At 64.1% G+C, this 18,139-nt stretch carries 23 protein-coding genes and 1 pseudogene; 23 read left to right on the top strand and 1 reads right to left on the bottom strand.

The features are described from left to right. The first annotated feature begins 216 nt into the window (after positions 1 to 216). The 6 genes from BGO16_RS05920 (at position 217) to BGO16_RS05895 (ending at position 6,555) form a co-directional block, all read left to right on the top strand. On the top strand, positions 217 to 2,379 hold the full coding sequence (locus BGO16_RS05920) for a ParB/Srx family N-terminal domain-containing protein (protein WP_292617654.1): 2,163 nt from the start codon (positions 217 to 219) through the stop codon (positions 2,377 to 2,379). A 126-nt stretch (positions 2,380 to 2,505) separates the two neighbouring features. Beyond that, positions 2,506 to 2,844, top strand: a complete 339-nt coding sequence (locus tag BGO16_RS05915; RefSeq protein WP_292617653.1) for a hypothetical protein — start codon at positions 2,506 to 2,508, stop codon at positions 2,842 to 2,844. Next, the gene (locus tag BGO16_RS05910) at positions 2,841 to 3,212 is read left to right on the top strand and encodes a DUF2958 domain-containing protein (protein ID WP_292617652.1); all 372 of its coding nucleotides are present in this window, start codon (positions 2,841 to 2,843) and stop codon (positions 3,210 to 3,212) included. Before BGO16_RS05915 ends, BGO16_RS05910 begins: the two co-directional genes overlap by 4 nt. 63 nt (positions 3,213 to 3,275) lie before the next feature. Next, a complete protein-coding gene (locus BGO16_RS05905; RefSeq protein ID WP_292617651.1) occupies positions 3,276 to 3,689 on the top strand; it encodes a hypothetical protein in 414 nt (137 codons plus the stop codon). A gap of 987 nt (positions 3,690 to 4,676) precedes the next feature. Then, on the top strand, positions 4,677 to 4,988 hold the full coding sequence (locus tag BGO16_RS05900) for a DUF736 domain-containing protein (RefSeq protein WP_292617650.1): 312 nt from the start codon (positions 4,677 to 4,679) through the stop codon (positions 4,986 to 4,988). A gap of 370 nt (positions 4,989 to 5,358) precedes the next feature. Beyond that, the gene (locus BGO16_RS05895; RefSeq protein ID WP_292617649.1) at positions 5,359 to 6,555 is read left to right on the top strand and encodes a DUF932 domain-containing protein; all 1,197 of its coding nucleotides are present in this window, start codon (positions 5,359 to 5,361) and stop codon (positions 6,553 to 6,555) included. Between the two features lie 210 nt (positions 6,556 to 6,765). On the opposite strand, the gene BGO16_RS05890 is transcribed toward BGO16_RS05895, so the two are convergent. Continuing rightward, complete coding sequence (locus tag BGO16_RS05890) at positions 6,766 to 6,981, bottom strand: helix-turn-helix transcriptional regulator (RefSeq protein ID WP_292617648.1); 216 nt, start codon at positions 6,979 to 6,981, stop codon at positions 6,766 to 6,768. A 229-nt stretch (positions 6,982 to 7,210) separates the two neighbouring features. Between BGO16_RS05890 and BGO16_RS05885 the strand changes: the two genes are divergently transcribed. The 17 genes and pseudogenes from BGO16_RS05885 to BGO16_RS05810 all read left to right on the top strand — a co-directional run bounded on the left by BGO16_RS05885 (position 7,211) and on the right by BGO16_RS05810 (position 18,138). Continuing rightward, complete coding sequence (locus tag BGO16_RS05885) at positions 7,211 to 7,474, top strand: DUF2285 domain-containing protein (protein ID WP_292617647.1); 264 nt, start codon at positions 7,211 to 7,213, stop codon at positions 7,472 to 7,474. A gap of 147 nt (positions 7,475 to 7,621) precedes the next feature. Then, on the top strand, positions 7,622 to 7,945 hold the full coding sequence (locus BGO16_RS18110) for a DUF6499 domain-containing protein (protein WP_363091534.1): 324 nt from the start codon (positions 7,622 to 7,624) through the stop codon (positions 7,943 to 7,945). Continuing rightward, a complete protein-coding gene (locus BGO16_RS05880; RefSeq protein ID WP_292617646.1) occupies positions 7,851 to 8,411 on the top strand; it encodes a DUF2285 domain-containing protein in 561 nt (186 codons plus the stop codon). Before BGO16_RS18110 ends, BGO16_RS05880 begins: the two co-directional genes overlap by 95 nt. A 118-nt stretch (positions 8,412 to 8,529) precedes the next feature. Next, a complete protein-coding gene (locus BGO16_RS05875; protein WP_292617645.1) occupies positions 8,530 to 8,772 on the top strand; it encodes a helix-turn-helix domain-containing protein in 243 nt (80 codons plus the stop codon). A gap of 8 nt (positions 8,773 to 8,780) precedes the next feature. Beyond that, complete coding sequence (locus BGO16_RS05870; protein ID WP_292617644.1) at positions 8,781 to 9,644, top strand: replication initiator protein A; 864 nt, start codon at positions 8,781 to 8,783, stop codon at positions 9,642 to 9,644. A gap of 263 nt (positions 9,645 to 9,907) precedes the next feature. Further along, a pseudogene (locus BGO16_RS05865) lies at positions 9,908 to 10,171 on the top strand (DNA methyltransferase); the annotation flags it as partial. Beyond that, complete coding sequence (locus tag BGO16_RS05860) at positions 10,168 to 10,662, top strand: DUF2840 domain-containing protein (protein WP_292617643.1); 495 nt, start codon at positions 10,168 to 10,170, stop codon at positions 10,660 to 10,662. The pseudogene BGO16_RS05865 and the gene BGO16_RS05860, both read left to right, overlap by 4 nt. Next, positions 10,659 to 11,219 (top strand): S26 family signal peptidase, encoded by a 561-nt coding sequence (locus BGO16_RS05855; RefSeq protein ID WP_292617642.1) that lies wholly within the window; start codon positions 10,659 to 10,661, stop codon positions 11,217 to 11,219. The genes BGO16_RS05860 and BGO16_RS05855 overlap by 4 nt, the downstream gene beginning before the upstream one ends. Before the next feature lie 35 nt (positions 11,220 to 11,254). Next, positions 11,255 to 11,584 (top strand): DUF736 domain-containing protein, encoded by a 330-nt coding sequence (locus BGO16_RS05850; protein WP_292617641.1) that lies wholly within the window; start codon positions 11,255 to 11,257, stop codon positions 11,582 to 11,584. 39 nt (positions 11,585 to 11,623) lie between these two features. Continuing rightward, on the top strand, positions 11,624 to 11,863 hold the full coding sequence (locus tag BGO16_RS05845) for a hypothetical protein (protein WP_292617640.1): 240 nt from the start codon (positions 11,624 to 11,626) through the stop codon (positions 11,861 to 11,863). Positions 11,864 to 12,044: 181 nt separating this feature from the next. Next, a complete protein-coding gene (locus BGO16_RS05840; protein WP_292617639.1) occupies positions 12,045 to 12,803 on the top strand; it encodes a lytic transglycosylase domain-containing protein in 759 nt (252 codons plus the stop codon). Then, a complete protein-coding gene (locus BGO16_RS05835) occupies positions 12,800 to 13,045 on the top strand; it encodes a hypothetical protein (RefSeq protein ID WP_292617638.1) in 246 nt (81 codons plus the stop codon). Before BGO16_RS05840 ends, BGO16_RS05835 begins: the two co-directional genes overlap by 4 nt. Next, positions 13,042 to 14,778, top strand: coding sequence for a VirD2 family relaxase/mobilization nuclease (locus BGO16_RS05830; RefSeq protein ID WP_292617637.1), 1,737 nt, complete (start codon positions 13,042 to 13,044; stop codon positions 14,776 to 14,778). The genes BGO16_RS05835 and BGO16_RS05830 overlap by 4 nt, the downstream gene beginning before the upstream one ends. Before the next feature lie 86 nt (positions 14,779 to 14,864). Next, positions 14,865 to 15,116 carry a type II toxin-antitoxin system Phd/YefM family antitoxin gene (locus BGO16_RS05825; RefSeq protein WP_292617701.1) on the top strand — a complete coding sequence of 84 codons (252 nt, stop codon included), beginning with the start codon at positions 14,865 to 14,867 and terminating at the stop codon, positions 15,114 to 15,116. 1 nt (position 15,117) lies between these two features. Continuing rightward, positions 15,118 to 15,555 carry a PIN domain-containing protein gene (locus tag BGO16_RS05820; RefSeq protein WP_292617636.1) on the top strand — a complete coding sequence of 146 codons (438 nt, stop codon included), beginning with the start codon at positions 15,118 to 15,120 and terminating at the stop codon, positions 15,553 to 15,555. 45 nt (positions 15,556 to 15,600) lie between these two features. Next, the gene (locus BGO16_RS05815) at positions 15,601 to 16,041 is read left to right on the top strand and encodes a hypothetical protein (RefSeq protein ID WP_292617635.1); all 441 of its coding nucleotides are present in this window, start codon (positions 15,601 to 15,603) and stop codon (positions 16,039 to 16,041) included. Positions 16,042 to 16,116: 75 nt separating this feature from the next. Beyond that, positions 16,117 to 18,138 (top strand): conjugal transfer protein TraG, encoded by a 2,022-nt coding sequence (locus BGO16_RS05810; protein ID WP_292617634.1) that lies wholly within the window; start codon positions 16,117 to 16,119, stop codon positions 18,136 to 18,138. Position 18,139 lies beyond the last annotated feature (1 nt).

Genomic DNA, 18,139 nt, shown 5'->3' with positions numbered 1-18,139 from the left:
TCTCTCCCCCGCGACTACCGCCTGCGCGATGGCAGGGCCGCGCGTCCGCAAGGCGGGGCATCATCGTCAAGCTCCCACCAATCCAACCGACCTCGCTTGCCGCGCAGCCCGGCCATGCTCGCCGGCAGCCGCCCCCCTCTCTGCCGAGCGCTCACGCGCCCCCGGGAGGCACGTCGGGGACATGCCTCCGGCATGAACAGAGAAAGGATTGGAGCAATGGCTAGGACATCGAAGAAGACGAAGGCCGTCACCACGGTTGCGGCGGCGGAAGCTGTGGCGAACGTTGACGTTCGCCGCGTTGGGCAAACGGTCACGGAGATCGTGGCAGCGCAAGCCGTAGCGGAAGCCGCACCGGTTACAGCGAGCGGTGAGACGATTTTCATCCCGCTCAACAAGCTGAAGAAGTCGCCCCGCAATGCGCGCAAGACCCCGCACAGCGAGGCGGACATTGAAGCTTATGCGGCCAGCATCGCGGCCAAGGGCATTCTGCAAAACCTCGTCGTGGAGCCAGAGCGTGACGAGGGAGGCCAGCCGACCGGCTTCTATTTCGTTACCATCGGCGAAGGCCGCCGGCTGGCACAGTTGCTGCGCACGAAGCGCAAGGAGATCAAGAAAACCGAACCGATCCGCTGTTTCATCGACACCGCGAACGATCCGTTCGAGATCAGCCTCGACGAGAACGTTACGCGCACCGCCATGCACCCCGCCGACCAGTTCGAGGCGTTCCGAGAGCTTGCGGAAAATCGCGGATGGGGCGCGGAAGAAATCGCGGCCCGCTTCGGCGTCACCGCGCATGTGGTGAAGCAGCGGCTTCGCCTTGGCGCGGTCAGCCCCAAGCTGATGCAGGTCTATCGCGATGGCGGGCTGACGATGGACCAGTTGATGGCCTTCGCCATCACCGAGGACCATGCGCGCCAGGAACAGGTTTACGAAAATCTCTCCTATAACCGCGATCCGTCGTTCATCCGCCGCGACCTCATGAAGACACACATTCCGGCGACGGATCGGCGCGCGATCTTCATCGGCGCGGAGGCCTACGCGGAAGCAGGCGGCAATATCGTCCGCGACCTGTTCACGGAGGATCGTGGCGGCTTCTATGAAGACGCCGCGCTGCTGGACCGACTTGTCATCGAGAAGCTGGAAGGCATCGCCGCGAACATTCAGGAGTTGGAAAGTTGGAAGTGGGTTTCGGTCCATATCGACTATCCCCACGCCCACGGCCTGCGCCGGACCTATACGCATCCGGTGGAGCTTTCCGAGGAAGATGAAGCCGCCTATGCCGCCGCGCAGGAGGAATATGACCGCCTGTCGTCGGAGCATGAGGGCGCGGAGGAACTTCCCGACGATGTGGACCAGCGGTTCGGGGAGCTTGAGGCCGAGATCGAGCGCATCGACGCCTTGCGCCACGCTTACAATCCCTACGAGATCGCGCGCGGTGGGGTGTTTGTCGTTCTGTCCCCGGACGGAGACGCCCGCATCGAGCGCGGTTTCATTCGGCCAGAGGACGAGACGCCCGAAGCGGAGGAAGCCAGCGGTGGCGCAACCGTCATCGACGGAGTGCGCGTCAACGGTGATGGCGAGATCATCGAGGATGGCGACGGAGACGGCGACGGTACAACCGCACATAATGCCGACGACGAGGACGCGGAGGAACAAGGCAAGCCGCTGTCCGACCTTCTCGTCCGCGACTTGACCGCGCATCGCACCCTCGGCCTGCGGCTCGCCCTTGGAGAGCAGCCGGACATGGCGTTGATCGCCGTCACCCATACGCTCGCCGCGCAGACCTTCTATCGCAGCGTTGACGCCCATTGCCTCGACATCCGCCCCATCAGTCAGTCCCTTGGCGAACATGCGGACGGCATCGAGGACACGGCGGCGGCGAAGGCGCTGGCGGATCGTCGCGCCGGATGGGCGGCGGACATGCCGCGCGACGTGGCGGACCTGTGGGACTTCATCGTCGAGCTGGACCATGCGAGCGTCATGGCGCTGCTCGCGCATTGCGCCTCGCAGACCGTCAACGCGGTGAAAGTGCCTTGGGAGCGCAAGCCGCGCGCTCTTGAGACGGCTGACAAGCTGGCAAGCGCGTTGGCGCTCGACATGACGGCGCACTGGACGCCCACGGTGCGGACCTATCTAGGCCGTGTGACGAAGGCGCTCATCCTCGACGCTGTGCGGGAAGCCGCCAGCGACGAGGCGGCGGATCACCTCGCCAGCATGAAGAAGCAGCCGATGGCGGAAACCGCCGAGCAGCTTCTTGCCGGGACTGGATGGCTCCCGCCGCTGATGCGCACCTCGCCGGTTGCAGAAGCGTCGGGCGGGTCTGTCGAGGACATCGCGGCGACCGAGGAACGCGAAGGTTTCCCCGAAGCCGCCGAGTAGTCGCGAGGGCCGAAGCCGCATTACGCGGCCTCGGTCAGCGTCCCGACGACCGATCGAGGAATTCTCCGGCCGCGCCTGATCGGCGCGGCCGGAGACTTCGACCGCACGACAATAGGACACAGACTCATGAAGACCTCTGCAGAACAGCGGGCGATGCTGGCCCGCATGGAGACGACGCACGCCGAGACCGCGCGCCACCTTGCCGTCATCGAGCGGCAGATCGAATCACGCGCCGAACGCATGACCACGAGCAGCCGCGTCAAGGCTCGCCAGTTCGACCGCGCCTCCGCCACCTGGAGCCGCGCCGACGAGCGCGACTTTCAGGCTAATGTCGCATCGCTGCGCTTCGCGCGGCGCGGCGAGATCGACGCGCTGTCCTGCAGGCTGGCACGACAGGCCGGAGCCATCGCCGCTTTCCGCGTCCGTCACCGGAGCAACGAACCGGCCGGGGAGTGCGTGTCATGACGCCGCGCTTTCCCCGCACCGAAGCCCTGATCCCCGAGGACTTGCTGGCCAGACTGATCGACAATGGCCGCACCAGCGAGGAACGTGACGGCTTCGACCCGTTCCCGATCGTGAAGCTGTTCACGCCCGACGCAGGAGCGACGTGGCTCATCACCGAAGCCTATTCCGAGGGCGAAGACGTTCGCCTGTTCGGCCTGTGTGACCTTGGTATGGGCTGCCCAGAACTCGGCTACCTAATGCTCAGTGAGATTGAGGACGTGCGCGGCAAGCTCGGCCTGCCGGTCGAGCGCGACCTTTATTTCAGGGCCGAACACCGGCTCAGCACTTACGCCGAGATCGCGCGGCGTGCCGGGATGATCGTCACTTGAAACCGCGATCCAGCGTGTCGTTGTGCCGCGCCGGATCATCTTCCTCGAATAGGGAGGCCCGGCATGACCGCAATGATCGTCGTCGCCGTTATGTTGATCGGCATGATGTGCGTCCTCGCTTATACGCTGGCAACCTATGCGCTGCCGTTCATGCTGGCGCTTGCCGTGACGCGCTTCGCCTTTGGCACCGGCGCGGGATGGGTCGGAGCCGCAATCGTTGGTCTCGCTGCTGGCGCGGCATCGTTCGCCATTCTGGCGTTTCTGTTCGACACGCTGCGCGCGCCGATCCTGCGGATCGCACTGGCGCTCATATTCGCCGCGCCTGCCGCTGTGGCGGGCTACGCCCTCGTGCATGGCGTGACCGGTGAGGCTGTGCCGTCGCCGGTCTGGCGGCAAATCTTTTGTCTCGCAGGCGGCGCAATGGTCGGCGCGGCCGCCGTGATACGACTGGCAGCGTCAGCAGGATCGGAAAGCTGAATTAATTTATTGGCCGGGGCGATTATCGGCGCACGCGTCGCGATGCGGTCGTCCTTGAGGACAGCGAACGGATCGTCATCGGGAAGTGTCGTCATCAGTCATGTCCGGATTCACGAGCATTGCCGCAGAATTTTTAGCAGTTCGGTCCGCTCGATTTTAATGACGAAAGAGGGCCTTTTCATTTCAAGTAGATCGGAATCGCTCTCAATGACGATTGTGGCGTCGCCCTTCGGGCCGGGCTCTACGCGCCGCCTGCGGCGGCTTCCGAAGCCCCTGCGGGTCTTCGCCGTTCGGTGACGATCCCTGACGCGAAGAGGGGCGGCGGCGAACATCTCGGCGATCGCCCCGGCTCGCCGGGACCTCGCGGTGGCCGGTGTCGGTCGGCAGGCATTCGTCTGATGGAGTCATATCCTCGCCGTCGCCCTCGACCATGCCCGCATGACAAGGCCGGGACGGGGATCTCATGACGGCTTGTGCAGGAGGGCAATTGTTACCCTTGTCGGACCATCTTGTGCCCCCGCCAAACGTGGCGATCGTTCGCGCGAAGGACGGGCGGAGTCGCGCCCTCCATTGCCCGCCAAGGACGGCGAGGTTGAACACGTCATCACCGCGACGATGAGGTTCGGGACCTCAATGGCAGAGCCGGAATAGCCGTTCGGCGCGAGGCGGTGAAGTGGCCCTCGATCGTTATCGCCGATCGCGGTTTCCTCTGACTGTCTTTTTAAGCCGTCCCCACGGGCGTCCTCGATTGGTTTGGTCTGACCGAAGACCGGCGACGAAGGGCGTCGCCTCGATCTTAATCCCGCAACGTCCGTCGCCAGCTTTTTTCCGCCGCCTTCGGCTTTGCATCGCGAACCAAAAAAGCTGTCGCCGGCCGCCCTCCACGTTGTTCCGGCCCCGAAGGGGTGCGGGCCGATCGTCCCCGGTCCGTCGACCACCATCGAGGCCGCGATAGGCGCGGCCCGAACAGCAGAAGGAAACCACGACATGGCTACGATCGGCACTTTCAGCCGCACCGAGAACGGTTACAACGGTTCGGTCAAGACCCTCACCCTCAACGTCAAGTCGGTGAAGTTCATCCCCACCGAGGGCGAGAACGAGAAGGGTCCCGACTTCCGCGTCATCGCTGCAGGAACGGAGTTCGGAGCGGCGTGGAAGAAGAAGTCCGACAAGGGCAACGACTACCTCTCCGTCAAGCTCGACGATCCGTTGTTCCCGGCTCCGATCTATGCGAGCCTGGTCGAGGCCGAAGGCGAGGAGCTGGCGCTCATCTGGTCGCGCCGCCGCCCCGCCGACTGACACCGGCCACCGGCGAGGCCCCGCGCAAGCGGGGCTTCGTCATGCTCATGTCCGCCACCGCCGAAATAGAGACACGGTGAGCTGCGCTCTCGTTGTTCTGATCGGCTGCGGCTGACGCCTTGCCGATCGTGCGTGGGGAGCCAAGGGGTCTTGCCCCTTGCTCCCCGCAAATGCCGCCTGTTGCGGAGCAGGGCCGCGGCCTCGCAAAGCGGCCGATCACCACGACCGCATCACATCGTCATCCGCTCCGCTCGTCTCGCAGCCCGGCCCCGCGCGCCGGCATGTGCCCCCTCCATCCCTGCGCGCTCACGCGCCCCCGGAAGGCATGTCGGGGGACATGCCTTCGGCATTAACGGGAAAGGACAGGACAATGAGCTTTATCAGCAGCAGCCAGAACCAGCAGGCAGTGAATAGCGGTTTCCGCGTGGACATCTCGCGCGGGCAGCGCATCGGTCGCGTGTCGTCGGAATGGTTTTCCCGTCCCGATGACGAGCGTTATTTGTCGCTCACCGAACTTTATGATGCCGTGAAGACCCGCGCCGATCGCGCCAAGGCCCGCACGGTGGAAAGCCGCGCCGTGCGCGTGGAGGCCAGCCGCGAGAATGCGGAGCGGCTTTCGCTCATCGTCCCTGGGCAGGACCAGCCCGTCGTGCCGACGCATTGGAGTTTCGGGCAGTTGTGCAGCCTTGTGGGCGCGCCCGCGACCTATATGCGCCAGCTTCCCGCGCCGCTCGCAGGCATCAATCTGCAGCATGGCTTGCTGTCGCACCGCGCCGAGCTTGTGAAGACGCTGGAAGCGGAAGACGGCCGCATCGAATTGCGCGCCGTCACCGGCCCGGATTACGGCCGCATTTGGGACCATGAGCTTGTCGCCGCCGTGATGAAGATCGCGGGCAACGGCACGGGTGACACCATGTGGAAAGTCCCCGGCGTTTTGGATTGGGTGACCATGACGCACAATCCGCTCGTGGACATCACGAGGGACACCACCACGCTTTACGCTTCGGACAGGGACGTTTTTCTTTTCCTTGTCGACGACACGCATCCCATCGAGGCCGGACGCCTGCCGAGCGGAGAGCCCGATTTGTATTTCCGAGGCTTCTATGCATGGAATAGCGAAGTTGGATCGAAGACGCTTGGAATTGCGTCTTTCTATCTTCGCGCGGTTTGCATGAACCGCAATCTATGGGGTTGCGAAAACTTCGAGGAAATCACCATCCGGCACAGTAAGTTTGCCACGCAGCGTTTCGCTCATGAAGCAGCGCCCGCGCTGACGAGCTTCGCCCATTCCTCACCCGCACCGTTCGTTGCTGGCATCAAGACGGCGCGGGAGCGCATCGTCGCCCGCACCGACGACGAGCGCGAAACCTTCCTGCGCAAGCGCGGGTTCAGCAAGGCCGAAACAGGCAAGATCATCGAGGCCGTATTGCAGGAAGAGGGCCGCCCACCGGAAAGCATCTTTGACTTTGTGCAGGGCATGACGGCGCACGCCCGCACCAAGGCCCATCAGGATACGCGCCTTGAACTGGAGGGGAAGGCGAGGACGCTGCTGGAGAAGGCGACATAGCCCGATAGCCCGCGCGGTCGACCTTCGGCCGCGCGGCTTCCATTCCCGGAATTTTCCGCCGATCCGCGAACCCGGATCGGCGGCGCGGCCGCGCCGCAACGGCACGGCCGCCGCTCGCCGGGCTGCGCCCGGCTCGCGATCCACACACAAACTTGCCAATCATCCCGATCGGAAACGTCGCGCCGACGCGCGAGCTTGAGGCCGTGACCGTCAGCGCTTCGGCAGCCGGATTAGATCGCAGGGATCGACGTCGAGCGCCTCCGCGACCTTGCCCAGGACACTGACGCTCGCCGACACAGCGCCGCGCTCGATCGAGCCGACATAGCGCATGCTCAAGCCCGAGCGCGCAGCCAGCTCCTCTTGCGTCAGTTTCTTGTCATAGCGCAGCCGACGCATGTTGATCGCCATGACCTCCTTAAGGTCCATGACGCATCGGAGCCAGAATCGGAACGATCGTTCTAGGAACGATTGTTCCTATTCGATATAGAAGGGAGATCGGTTCCGACAGGAGGATGATTGTGATGTCCGGTCCTGCTATCGCGCCGACGGCATGGCGCTATTCCAAGTCCGCAACGGGAATGTTGTTCAAAACCTGTTGCGGTCGGCGCGCATAATCTATTTTGATTCTAAATCGACGGGGTTTGGAAACACGTTGATGAGCAAGCCCACCTTCAAGGACAGCCCGCCGCTGACCGATCGGGTGAACGCCTACGATGAAGCACATCTCGCCACCTATCTTCGGCTGCTCGACGCGGCCGAGGAGGGCGCCGATTGGCGCGAGGTGGTCAAGATCGTGTTCGGCCTCGACGTTGACGCCGATCCGCAGCGCGCGAAGCACATGCACGATAGTCACTTGGCGCGTGCGCGCTGGATGACAGAGCACGGCTACCGGCACCTTCTCCAGCCGCGGATGCAATAAGCCGCGCTCCGATCAAACTTTCATAAAGTATGCAACTCACGATTGCTACGCCAGCGATGGTTTCGTATTCCGATTATCTACCTTCCAGCGTTTCCGACCGCTCCGATACTCGAATCATCCCCAAAGACCGGGCCGGAAGGAAACAACATGGAGCCCCTTCAAGACTGGCGATCATCGCAATTCGAGGATGAGTTAGGCCGCCTTGATCGTGGTGGCGTGAGTTTCGAGTTTCTCCGCCGCAACAGGCAATACCGGCAGGACTACGCAACAGCGCTGATGGAGATCGCCGCCGGCGGCACGACGAGGACGGAAGCTATTGCCCGACTCTCGCGCCGTTGGGGGTTGGCGTTTCCCAGCCGACCCTTCTGCATCGGCAGTGAAGGCCCATCCTGTGTGGCGGGCGCAATGCTTCCCTGCCACGCTGATTGTCACTGCTGCCCCGGATGGCTTCGCGGCTTCCTCGCTGCCTGATCCGCGGTCTCTGCCCATCCTCGGTGAATTGACCGGCAATGGTTTGCACGCCATCGCCACAGATGGCGAGGGCGATCACCAGCTCTGGTTCGACACCGGCGCGGAGCCGGTCCACGCGGCGATCCTGCTTCCGGTCGATCGGTATTTCTGGTGGCGCCATCGCAATGCCGGGCGCTTGGTGCGACGGCTGGAGGGAAAGCGCGCGGGCCGTTGGCCGCGTGAACAGCGACTATCCGCCTTCCAGCTCCATCGCGCAGCACTGATGCTGCGCGCCTGGGACGGCGTCGAATCCGGTGCGTCGCGTCGCATCGTCGCCGGCATCCTGCTCAACAGGAACGTCGAGGCTCTGCGCGCCATCGACTGGAAGAACGCGCCCGAACGGCGTCAGCTCGCGCGCATCCTGAAAGCCTGCCGCGATATGATTGACGGCGGCTATCTGCGCTGGCTCGCGCAACCCGGCCGCTGACGGGAGGGGGACATTTCCTTAGAGGCCCCCGATTTTTGTCACTCCGCCGGACCGCGGATTTTTCGCCATCGTCGCACCCGACTCGCCGCTCTGACGGCGGCTGCGATGGAGGCCCGCAATGCCGGAGAAGACCGAGAAGACTTGGCCGCGTTTCGTGCGAACGCCAGAGGCCGCGCGCCTTCTCGGTCTGTCCCCGCGCACGCTTGAGAAACATCGCTGCGACGGCACGGGGCCGGTCTATCACAAGCTCGGCGGTCGCGTCGTCTACACCATCGCCGATCTCGAGGCATGGATCGACGCCTGCGTGCGGCAGTCCACGGCTGAATCCGCGGCCGCCCGTGCGGCCGGCACCTCGCGCTGATCGTCGCCATGTCGGCGCGCCGCCCATACGACGATCAACAGCTCGAACTGTTCCGGGCGCGCGCCGGCGACATCGCCGCACGCGACGCACAGGACCTCATGTCTTGGCCGTTCTTCTCGCTTGCCAAAATCCGTCGCGTGACGCCGATCGACTTCCGCTTGGGCGAGGTGTCGATCCGCGTCGAGGCGACCGCCGAGCACGGCATGGCCACGATCTGGGACGCCGATATCCTGATCTGGGCCGCCAGCCAGATCGTCGATGCGCGCGACCGCGGCTTGCCGACGTCGCGCCTGATGGCCGCCACCCCCTATGAGATCCTCACTTTTGTCGGCCGCAGCGATTCCGGACTGAGCTACGACCGGCTGAAGGCCGCACTCGACCGATTGCAGTCCACCACCGTCGTCACCTCGATCCGCCAGCCGTCCGAGCGGCGGCGGCATCGCTTCTCCTGGATCAACGAGTGGAAAGAGCGTCTTGACGCGACTGGCCGGCCGCTCGGCATCGAACTGATCCTGCCGGACTGGTTCTATGCCGGTGTGCTCGACGATGCGCTGATCCTCACCATCGATCGCGCCTATTTCCATCTGACCGGCGGGCTCGAGCGATGGCTGTATCGCCTCGTGCGCAAGCATGGCGGCCGACAGACGCATGGCTGGAGCTTTGACCTCCCGCACCTCCACCTGAAGTCCGGCAGCCTGTCGCCGCTGCGCCGCTTCCGCTTCGAGCTGCGCGCCATCGTCCAGCGCCAGCCTTTGCCCGGCTACCACCTGGCATTGATCGACGATCCCGATGAACGGCAGCGCCTGATTTTCCGACCGACGGATTCCGATTGCGTGGTCACGCCGCGTCGGCGGCGGGGGGGCGTGCGATGAGCATGTCTTGCCCCGCTGCAAAAGGTGTTGATGGACCCGTACTATTGGGAACGCTGACACCCGTACTTTCGGGAACGCGAGTCCCGTACTATTGGGAACGCGCGCGCCCCGTAACCATCTGGCGCGATAAAGCGGATTCGTCCCCCTCTAACTCTCCTAACTCAGAGTCCTTCGGACTCTTGCTAACGCGACCCGGCAAGTCGCGGCATTGTGGACGACCGCACCGCATCAGCGCGCGCCGAGCGTCGGGCGGTCGGAAGACGTCGGAGATCTACGCGAGTAATTGCCACGGCATGGCGATCCCTCCGACCGAGAAGCCCTCCAGCCTGATCGAGATTCTGATCCGCACGAGTTGCCCGCAAAGTGGCCTGGTCGGCGACTGGTTCGCCGGATCGGGTACCGCCGGCGAGGCCTGCCGGCTCTCCGGTCGCCGCTATCTCGGCTGCGGGATCGACGCCGGCATGGCCGAGCTTGCGCGGGTGCGCATCGCATCGGTGCTGCCATTCGCCGAAGGAGCGCAGCCATGACGGCGGGGCTACGCGCGATCGGTCAACCGGCCGACCACACGCTGGTCGAATTGACCTGGCGCGAGAAGCGCATCGAGCACCGCATTCGCTTTGGCCGGATCGTCGACGAACACCGTCTCGACCGCCATCGGCGCATCGTCAGCTTCGCACCTTGCAGCGTCTTTGCCTTCGTCCGCTGGGCCGCCAACGAATACGGCACGATCATTTCCCGGATCGACATCGTTCGATCTGTTGGAGTTGGCGAGCCGTATCAGACACTGCCCTTCGTGCGCCCCGGCGGCGAGATTTTGTTGCGGATCAGCGGCTGGCCGAAAGTCGAGCGTGTGCTTGCCGCGGTCGATGCGATCGAATCCCTCGGCATCGACGCCGCCGACGTCGCGCCCGAGCACTGGCGGCATCTCAACCATCGCATCAGTGTCAACGAGCCGTTCCGCGTCTATTCGACCGAGCAGCATCGCGCTTGGCTGCGCCGCCGCGAGGTGCTGCGATGATTGCGCGCCGCACAACGCTCCTGTCGATGCTCGCCGGTACGGCGTTGATCGTCGCCTCAGCCTGGGGCCGGCCCGACATCCGCTTCATCTGGAACGCATCCGCCAGCGTGCCGATTGGGCTCTACCGCATAGTGCCCGGCAATCATGTCGACGTCACCGATCTCGCCGTCGTCATGCCGCCCGCCGAGCTGGCGTCCTTCCTCGACGAGCGCCGCTATCTGCCGCGCGGCTTGCCACTCATCAAGCGCGTACTGGCGCTCGGCGGCACGACCGTCTGCCGGCGCGGCAGCGTCATCATTGCCTATGACGGAATCTACGGACAGGCGCTCGCGCGCGATACGCGCGGCCGACCGCTACCCGACTGGCAGGGCTGCCGCACGCTCCATGATGGCGAAGCTTTCTTCATGAATTGGGACAGCCCCGACAGCTTCGACAGCCGCTACTTCGGGCCGCTTCCCGTCAGCACCATCGTCGGTCGCGCCATTCCCGTCTGGACCGCCGACGGCACCGATCCGGCCACGGAATCCCTCCGCGAGCCGGTGTCCGACGAGCCGTGACGGCTCGCTTCTCAAGCCAAGAAAGGATTATCAGTATGACGCAGATTGGCACTTTCACGAAGACCAAGACCGGCTTCAGCGGTCGCATCCGCACCCTCGCGCTCGACGTCGAGCTGACCATCCGTCCGGCCGAGAAATCCGACGCTGAGAACGCGCCGGACCACCGCATCTTCACGGCCGAAGACATCGAGGTTGGCGCCGCCTGGAGCCGCAGCGGCGAAAGGGCCGGCGACTATCTCTCGATCACCATCGACGATCCGACGTTCACGCAGCCGCTACGTGCCGCGCTCTTTCAGTCCGAGGCCGATGCCAAGGTCTGGAACATGATGTGGAGCCGGCCATCGAAGCGCGACGACAAGAGTTGAGGCCATTCCTGTCCGATTTTCACCCAAACGGAGACTGACATGAATGATCAGCAGCTCATAGCGCGCATCAAGCGACGGAGCAAATACTGGGGCCAGACCGCACCTCATCAATGGTTCGACGTGCGTGTCGTCGAGGACGCCGGCTATGGCCTCAGAGGCAACAACAACTACTACCGATTGGACGACGTGGTGATCGGTGTGCGTCTGGCCAATGGGTTCATCGTCGATCTCGCCAACGGCAAGACGAGCCGTGCGGGAAAACCGGACAGGCACGGTTGAGACGATGCGCGCGCCACTCCGATTCTTGTCTGCCGTCATCCCTCTGATCGATCGGATCGCGGATCATCCCTCCGACCCGATCGCCTGTCAGGCGGCCGTCGCGCGCAGCACAGGTCAAGGGCGGCCGCATTGCGGCCGGCGCAGCCTTGTCCTTGACCGAAGCGAGCACGATGGCAGGCTGATGGCGCCTCGGAAAGGCGGACTTTGCACCATCCTGTCGTCGATCATGGTCATGCTGACCGCATGTGCCGTGATCGTCGTCCTCACGCCTCCCGTTCACGCCGATCCACCTCCACCTCGTAAGGCGATCGCTCCACCATCCGATCCGTGGGCCGCGCACGTCACCGAGGCGGCCGGGCGCTTCGCCATTCCCGAGCGATGGATACGCGCGGTGATGGCCGTCGAGAGCACTGGCGACCGGAACGCGGTCTCGCCCAAGGGCGCGATCGGCCTGATGCAGATCATGCCGGAGACTTGGAACGAACTGCGCGCGCGCTACGGACTCGGCAGCGACCCCTGGCAGCCGCGCGCCAACATTCTGGCCGGCGCGGCTTACCTGCGTGAAATGCACGATCGTTACGGCTCGATCGCCGCGATGCTCGCCGCGTATAACGCTGGGCCAGCGCGCTACGATAAGCATCTGGCGAACGGTCGCGCGTTGCCGGCTGAGACCGTCGATTACGTCGCGAAGATCGCCCCCATGATCGACGGCAAAGTCCCTGTCATGCGTTTCGCAAGCGCATCATCGCGACTGTCATGGTCGCGTGCGCCGCTCTTTGCCGGACGATCCGGATTCCATTACAACGACGCTTCTGCGACAGTCGATTATCCTTCCGGCGGACCTTCGAGCGCACCTGCGATTGTCGATCTGTCAGCGCTTGTGCCGCCCTCCGATGGCATCTTCGTGCGAAGACCACACGCAGATGGAGAACAGCGATGAGTATCGTGTTTCCACGCTTCGCGGCGTGCGCAATCGTAGAATATGCAGGGAGCCGTGAGTGCTCCCTGGCAACGACCGAGCGAAGGCAAGATAAAAAGCCGCACATCGCGGCTTGGACGGTCGGTTGTTTTGTTTCCGCTTTTTCCGATTTCCTGCACATCGCGGATCGTCGTTGCGATGTGCCCGTCTCCCATTTCGCGAATGATTTCAGCGTATATCGCACGTCGCGAACACAGCCATGAAACGCGATGATGATTTCCGCGTCCGCCCAGGTCGCATCCGCTCATCGAGGGCGCAGCGCGCCTTGCCCTTCGTCGCTCAGGCGCTCGCCGCCGCACAGAAGGCTGGTGGTTGCATCTCGCGCTCCGGCAAGATCACCTCTAGCCGTGGACCTCACTTCGCCCGCGGCCGTGTGGCCAGCATCCGCGCCAATCGCCTCATCACCAGCCGCACACGCTTCTGCACCGTCAAGGCGCTCGTGGTCCGCAACAAGGGTCAGCGCGGTCCGCTCTCCCGTCACCTCAACTACCTCCGCCGCGATGGCGTCACGCGCGATGGCGAGAAGGCGCGCATGTTCGGTTCCGGGACCGACGACGCGGACGCCAAGGAGTTCTCCGAGCGTTGCAAGGATGACCGTCACCACTTCCGCTTCATCGTGTCCCCCGAGGACGCGACCGACATGGAAGACCTGAAGCGGTTCACGCGCGAACTGATGACCCAAGCTGAAAAGGACCTCGGCACAAAACTCGAGTGGATCGCCGTCGATCACTGGAACACGGACAACCCCCACGTCCATGTCATCGTGCGCGGTCGCGCCGATGATGGCCGCGACCTCGTGATCGACCGCGACTACATCAAGAGCGGGATGCGTGATCGTGCGCAGGATCTCATTACGCAGGAACTCGGTCCGCGCTCCGATCTCGACATCAGCCGCGCGCTGGAGCGGCAGGTCGAGGTCGAGCGCTGGACGCAGCTCGACCGACAGCTTATCCGCGACGCCAACGAACATGGCGTGATTGACGTGGCGCCGTTACCGGACCGCCAGCCCGACGAATACCTGACGCAGAAGGTCGGACGATTGCGCCACCTGGAACACCTCGGCCTCGCCGAGACTATCGGCCCTGGCCAGTGGGTCATCACCAAAAAGGCGGAATCCAACCTGCGCGAACTTGGCCAGCGCAACGACATCATCAAGCGCATGCACCGCGCGCTCAACGAACAAGGCATCGCACGTGGCACGGCCGACTATGTCTTGGCAGGCGAGGCGCATGGCTCCCCGATCATCGGCCGGCTGGTCGAACGCGGCCTCGACAACGAACTGTGGGGAACGGCTTATGCCGTCGTGGACGGCATCGATGGCCGCACGCACCACATCAAGCTGCCGGACATCGACTCGGCCAGCGACAGTGCGCCGGGCTCGATCGTCGAATTGCGATCCTTCGAGGATGCACGCGGCGAGCGGCGCGTGGCGTTGGCGATACGCTCCGATCTGTCGATTGAAGCCCAGACCACGGCGAATGGTGCGACCTGGCTCGATCGCCAGCTCGTGGCCCGCGATCCCGTCGATCTCGGCGGCGGCTTCGGCCTGGAGGTGAAGCAGGCCATGGAGGCCCGCGCGGGGCACCTGATTCAAGAAGGGCTTGCACAGCGTGAGAACGAGCGCCTCGTGTTCAGCCGAAATCTCATCGGCACACTCCGGCAACGCGAGCTGGACGCCCTCGGCGACAAGCTCGCGGCCGAGACGGGCATGCCGTTCCAGAAATCTGCCGCCGGGGAGTTTGTCATCGGCATTTACAGCCGGCGCTTCGCGCTGGCGTCCGGCCGCTTCGCCATGATCGACGATGGCCTGGGCTTCAAGCTCGTGCCCTGGACCCCGTCGATCGACAAGCACATCGGGCAGCACATCTCGGGGGTGGCACGCGCCGACGGTGGCGTCGACTGGTCGTTCGGCCGCAAGCGGGGGCTGGGGTTATGACGCCCGGTGCGCAACGGGTCGCCGGGCTTGCCCTCCGCTGAGAGGAGTTATATATGACTATCGGTAGTCATATTAGGAATGCCGCCATGAAGGAAATCCAGCTCAAGGACGCCAAGGCGACTCTGTCGGCCGTGGTCGATCGCGCCGTGGCAGGTGAGCCGACCGTCATCACCCGGCACGGCCGTAAGGAAGCGGTGCTTGTGTCGTTCGAGGAATGGGAGCGCGTCTCCAAGGTGCCGAGCTTCGCCGACTTGCTGCTCGCGTTCCCCGGCGAGCCTGCTGACATTCCCGAGCGGCGCCGCAAGCCCGCGCGCGCGTTGAGCGATACCGGCCTCTGACTTGTATCTGCTCGACACCAACATCGTCTCGGCCGATGCCCCGGCCAAGCGGCAGGTCGGACCGGACGCCTTCGCCGCCTGGGTGCGCGAGCATGGCGATCAGCTCTACATCTCGACCGTGACCATCGCCGAGATCGAGGCCGGCATTGCCCGCGCCATTCGCATCGGCGCGACGACGAAGGCCGAGCGCCTCCGCAGGTGGCTCGCGGCTGTCGAGCACTTCTACGCCGGCCGTATCTTGGCGTTCGGCATTGAGGATGCTCGCCATGCCGGCGCCATCCTCGATCGTGCGCGGTCACATGATCCCGGCTTCGAAGACATCGCGATTGCCGCCACGGCGACCGCGCGCGGCTTCACCGTCCTGACCGCCAACGAGCGCCATTTCGCGCCGCTCGGCGTGCCGCACCTCAATCCCTTGGAGCAACTGCCGCCGGCCTAGGACGCTGCGCGCCGCCGAAATGACCTGTCAGATATGACGGGGTGCATGTCGGCGCGCTTTGCCCATCATCCTCCGAGCACTAATGGAGGATATGAAATGCCCGAAACTCTCACGACGGCATTCTACGCGATCTGGTTCGGTGACGACGATTACGAGTTCTTCGATACCGAGGGCGAGGCACGCGATGCGGCGGTGCAGATAAACCGCAAGCTACACGAGGGGTACGAAACCGGTGCCGAGGGCCCGGCGCACCCGATTCCGGGAGTAGAAATCGCACCGCTCGACCTCCGTCGCTTGCTCAAGCTGCTCAACGGCGGACCGCGATGCTCCGTGCGCTCGCGCCAAGTGCTCGGAATGATCGAGCCCGACGGAGAAGAGAGTTTTACGTCCGATCGGTCGAAGCGGCCGAAGTTGTTGCGTAGCAATTTCAAATACCGCAGCGCGCAAGTATTTTTTCGATCGCCTACGCTGCTCTACGATGACTGACACCTGCGCAGTTGAAACCTCCACATTCCTGGCTCTTCTTCGGAGGATTGAAACGCGCGGGGAGGTTTGCTCGCTGTGTCCGCCAGCCGCGTCATGTGGAAACAGATCGTCGTCGTGTTCGCGATCGTGCTGCTCGCGGTCTGGATCGCGACGCAGTGGATCGCGTGGCGGCTCGGCTTTCAGGCGCAGCTCGGCTCGCCCTGGTTTTCGCTGGCCGGATTGGCGGTCTATCCGCCGCCCGCCTTCTTCTGGTGGTGGTTCTTCTACGACGCCTACGCGCCGCACATCTTTCTGGAGGGCGCCGGGATTGCCGCTTCGGGCGGCCTCGTCGCGATCGCCGTCGCCATCCTCATGTCGATCTACCGGGCGCGCGAAGCCAAGGATGTGCGCACCTTCGGCTCAGCCCGTTGGGCCGATCCGCATGAGATCAAATCCGCGGGCCTTCTCGGTGACGATGGAGTTGTTCTTGGCCGCCTCGGCCGCAACTATCTGAGACACGACGGCGCGGAGCATGTGCTGTGCTTCGCGCCGACACGTTCCGGCAAAGGCGTCGGCTTGGTGGTGCCGACGCTACTCAGCTGGCCCGGCGCGTCGATTGTTCATGACATCAAGGGAGAGAACTGGGAGCTGACCGCGGGCTTTCGCGCGCGCTTCGGTCGCGTGCTGCTGTTCGATCCGACCAATGCGAACTCGGCCGCCTACAATCCGCTGCTCGAGGTGCGCAAAGGCGAGTGGGAAGTCCGCGACGTTCAGAACGTCGCCGAGGTGCTGGTCGATCCGGAAGGCTCGTTGGAGAAGCGCAATCATTGGGAGAAGACGTCCCATTCGCTGCTGGTCGGTGCGATCCTCCATGTCCTCTATGCCGAGACAGACAAAACGCTCGCCGGCGTCGCGGCCTTTCTGTCCGATCCAGGGCGGCCGATCGAATCGACCCTGTCCGCTATGATGACCACGCCGCATCTCGGCGAGAAGGGGCCGCACCCCGTCATCGCCAGCGCAGCACGCGAACTGCTCAACAAGTCGGACAATGAGCGCTCTGGCGTGCTTTCAACCGCCATGTCGTTCCTCGGTCTCTATCGCGATCCCGTCGTAGCAGCCGTCACGGCCCGTTGCGACTGGCGCATCGCCGACATTGTGGCGGGCGCGAAACCCACAACGCTCTATCTCGTCGTGCCGCCCTCCGACATCAGCAGGACGAAGCCGCTGGTGCGCCTCGTGCTCAACCAGATCGGCCGGCGGTTGACCGAGGATCTTCATGCGAAGGATCGGCAACACCGTCTGTTGTTGATGCTCGATGAATTTCCGGCGCTCGGCAGGCTCGACTTCTTTGAGTCAGCGCTCGCCTTCATGGCGGGCTACGGCATCAAGGCATTTTTGATTGCGCAGTCGCTGAACCAGATCGAGAAAGCCTACGGGCAGAACAATTCCATCCTCGATAACTGCCACGTCAGGGTCAGCTTCGCGACCAACGACGAAAGGACAGCGAAAAGAGTAAGTGATGCGCTTGGCACCGCCACTGAGATGCGCGCCATGCAGAACTATGCCGGCCATCGTCTCGCGCCCTGGCTCGGGCATCTGATGATCTCGCGCTCCGAGACGGCGCGGCCGCTGCTCACCGCAGGCGAGGTGATGCAGCTTCCGCCCGACGACGAGATCGTCATGGTCGCCGGCATTCCGCCTGTCCGCGCCAAGAAGGCGCGCTATTTCGAGGACGCACGGTTCAAGCAACGCCTGCTTGCTGTCCCGCAGAACCCGAAAGCCGGCATGGTGCCGAAGCCCGACGATTGGTCAGCGTTGAAGCCCGTCGCGGCGCTGGCGCCGGCGAGCAAGAACACCGTCGCGCCGCGAGCTGCGCCCGTGACGAATAGCGCGGCCAGGCCGGATGACGATTCCGCCAATTCCGGTCTTCGCCGCGAACCTGGGCTTGAGCGGCATAAGGATATTGCGCCGGATACGGTGAGGCCTTCTGCCAACGAGTTTGATCCCGATGCCGAGGAGCCCGAGCGTGAGGTTGTCGCGAACCGCGTGCTCACCCGCGACATGCGGCTGATGGCGCGGCGGATCGCGATGGACCCCGGCGACGGCATGGAGCTGTAAG

Source organism: Nitrobacter sp. 62-23 (genome assembly GCF_001897285.1).
Taxonomy (GTDB): domain Bacteria; phylum Pseudomonadota; class Alphaproteobacteria; order Rhizobiales; family Xanthobacteraceae; genus Nitrobacter.
Note: the sequence above shows the minus strand (reverse complement) of the source record. Positions and strands in the feature narration are given on the sequence as shown.

Excerpts from the sequence above, each read along its gene's own strand:
- BGO16_RS05920 (WP_292617654.1), top strand. The coding sequence starts at position 217 with ATGGCTAGGACATCGAAGAAGACGAAGGCCGTCACCACGGTTGCGGCG.
- BGO16_RS05915 (WP_292617653.1), top strand. The coding sequence starts at position 2,506 with ATGAAGACCTCTGCAGAACAGCGGGCGATGCTGGCCCGCATGGAGACG.
- BGO16_RS05910 (WP_292617652.1), top strand. The coding sequence starts at position 2,841 with ATGACGCCGCGCTTTCCCCGCACCGAAGCCCTGATCCCCGAGGACTTG.
- BGO16_RS05905 (WP_292617651.1), top strand. The coding sequence starts at position 3,276 with ATGACCGCAATGATCGTCGTCGCCGTTATGTTGATCGGCATGATGTGC.
- BGO16_RS05900 (WP_292617650.1), top strand. The coding sequence starts at position 4,677 with ATGGCTACGATCGGCACTTTCAGCCGCACCGAGAACGGTTACAACGGT.
- BGO16_RS05895 (WP_292617649.1), top strand. The coding sequence starts at position 5,359 with ATGAGCTTTATCAGCAGCAGCCAGAACCAGCAGGCAGTGAATAGCGGT.
- BGO16_RS05890 (WP_292617648.1), bottom strand. The coding sequence starts at position 6,981 with ATGGACCTTAAGGAGGTCATGGCGATCAACATGCGTCGGCTGCGCTAT.
- BGO16_RS05885 (WP_292617647.1), top strand. The coding sequence starts at position 7,211 with ATGAGCAAGCCCACCTTCAAGGACAGCCCGCCGCTGACCGATCGGGTG.
- BGO16_RS18110 (WP_363091534.1), top strand. The coding sequence starts at position 7,622 with ATGGAGCCCCTTCAAGACTGGCGATCATCGCAATTCGAGGATGAGTTA.
- BGO16_RS05875 (WP_292617645.1), top strand. The coding sequence starts at position 8,530 with ATGCCGGAGAAGACCGAGAAGACTTGGCCGCGTTTCGTGCGAACGCCA.
- BGO16_RS05870 (WP_292617644.1), top strand. The coding sequence starts at position 8,781 with ATGTCGGCGCGCCGCCCATACGACGATCAACAGCTCGAACTGTTCCGG.
- BGO16_RS05860 (WP_292617643.1), top strand. The coding sequence starts at position 10,168 with ATGACGGCGGGGCTACGCGCGATCGGTCAACCGGCCGACCACACGCTG.
- BGO16_RS05855 (WP_292617642.1), top strand. The coding sequence starts at position 10,659 with ATGATTGCGCGCCGCACAACGCTCCTGTCGATGCTCGCCGGTACGGCG.
- BGO16_RS05850 (WP_292617641.1), top strand. The coding sequence starts at position 11,255 with ATGACGCAGATTGGCACTTTCACGAAGACCAAGACCGGCTTCAGCGGT.
- BGO16_RS05845 (WP_292617640.1), top strand. The coding sequence starts at position 11,624 with ATGAATGATCAGCAGCTCATAGCGCGCATCAAGCGACGGAGCAAATAC.
- BGO16_RS05840 (WP_292617639.1), top strand. The coding sequence starts at position 12,045 with ATGGCGCCTCGGAAAGGCGGACTTTGCACCATCCTGTCGTCGATCATG.
- BGO16_RS05835 (WP_292617638.1), top strand. The coding sequence starts at position 12,800 with ATGAGTATCGTGTTTCCACGCTTCGCGGCGTGCGCAATCGTAGAATAT.
- BGO16_RS05830 (WP_292617637.1), top strand. The coding sequence starts at position 13,042 with ATGAAACGCGATGATGATTTCCGCGTCCGCCCAGGTCGCATCCGCTCA.
- BGO16_RS05825 (WP_292617701.1), top strand. The coding sequence starts at position 14,865 with ATGAAGGAAATCCAGCTCAAGGACGCCAAGGCGACTCTGTCGGCCGTG.
- BGO16_RS05815 (WP_292617635.1), top strand. The coding sequence starts at position 15,601 with ATGTCGGCGCGCTTTGCCCATCATCCTCCGAGCACTAATGGAGGATAT.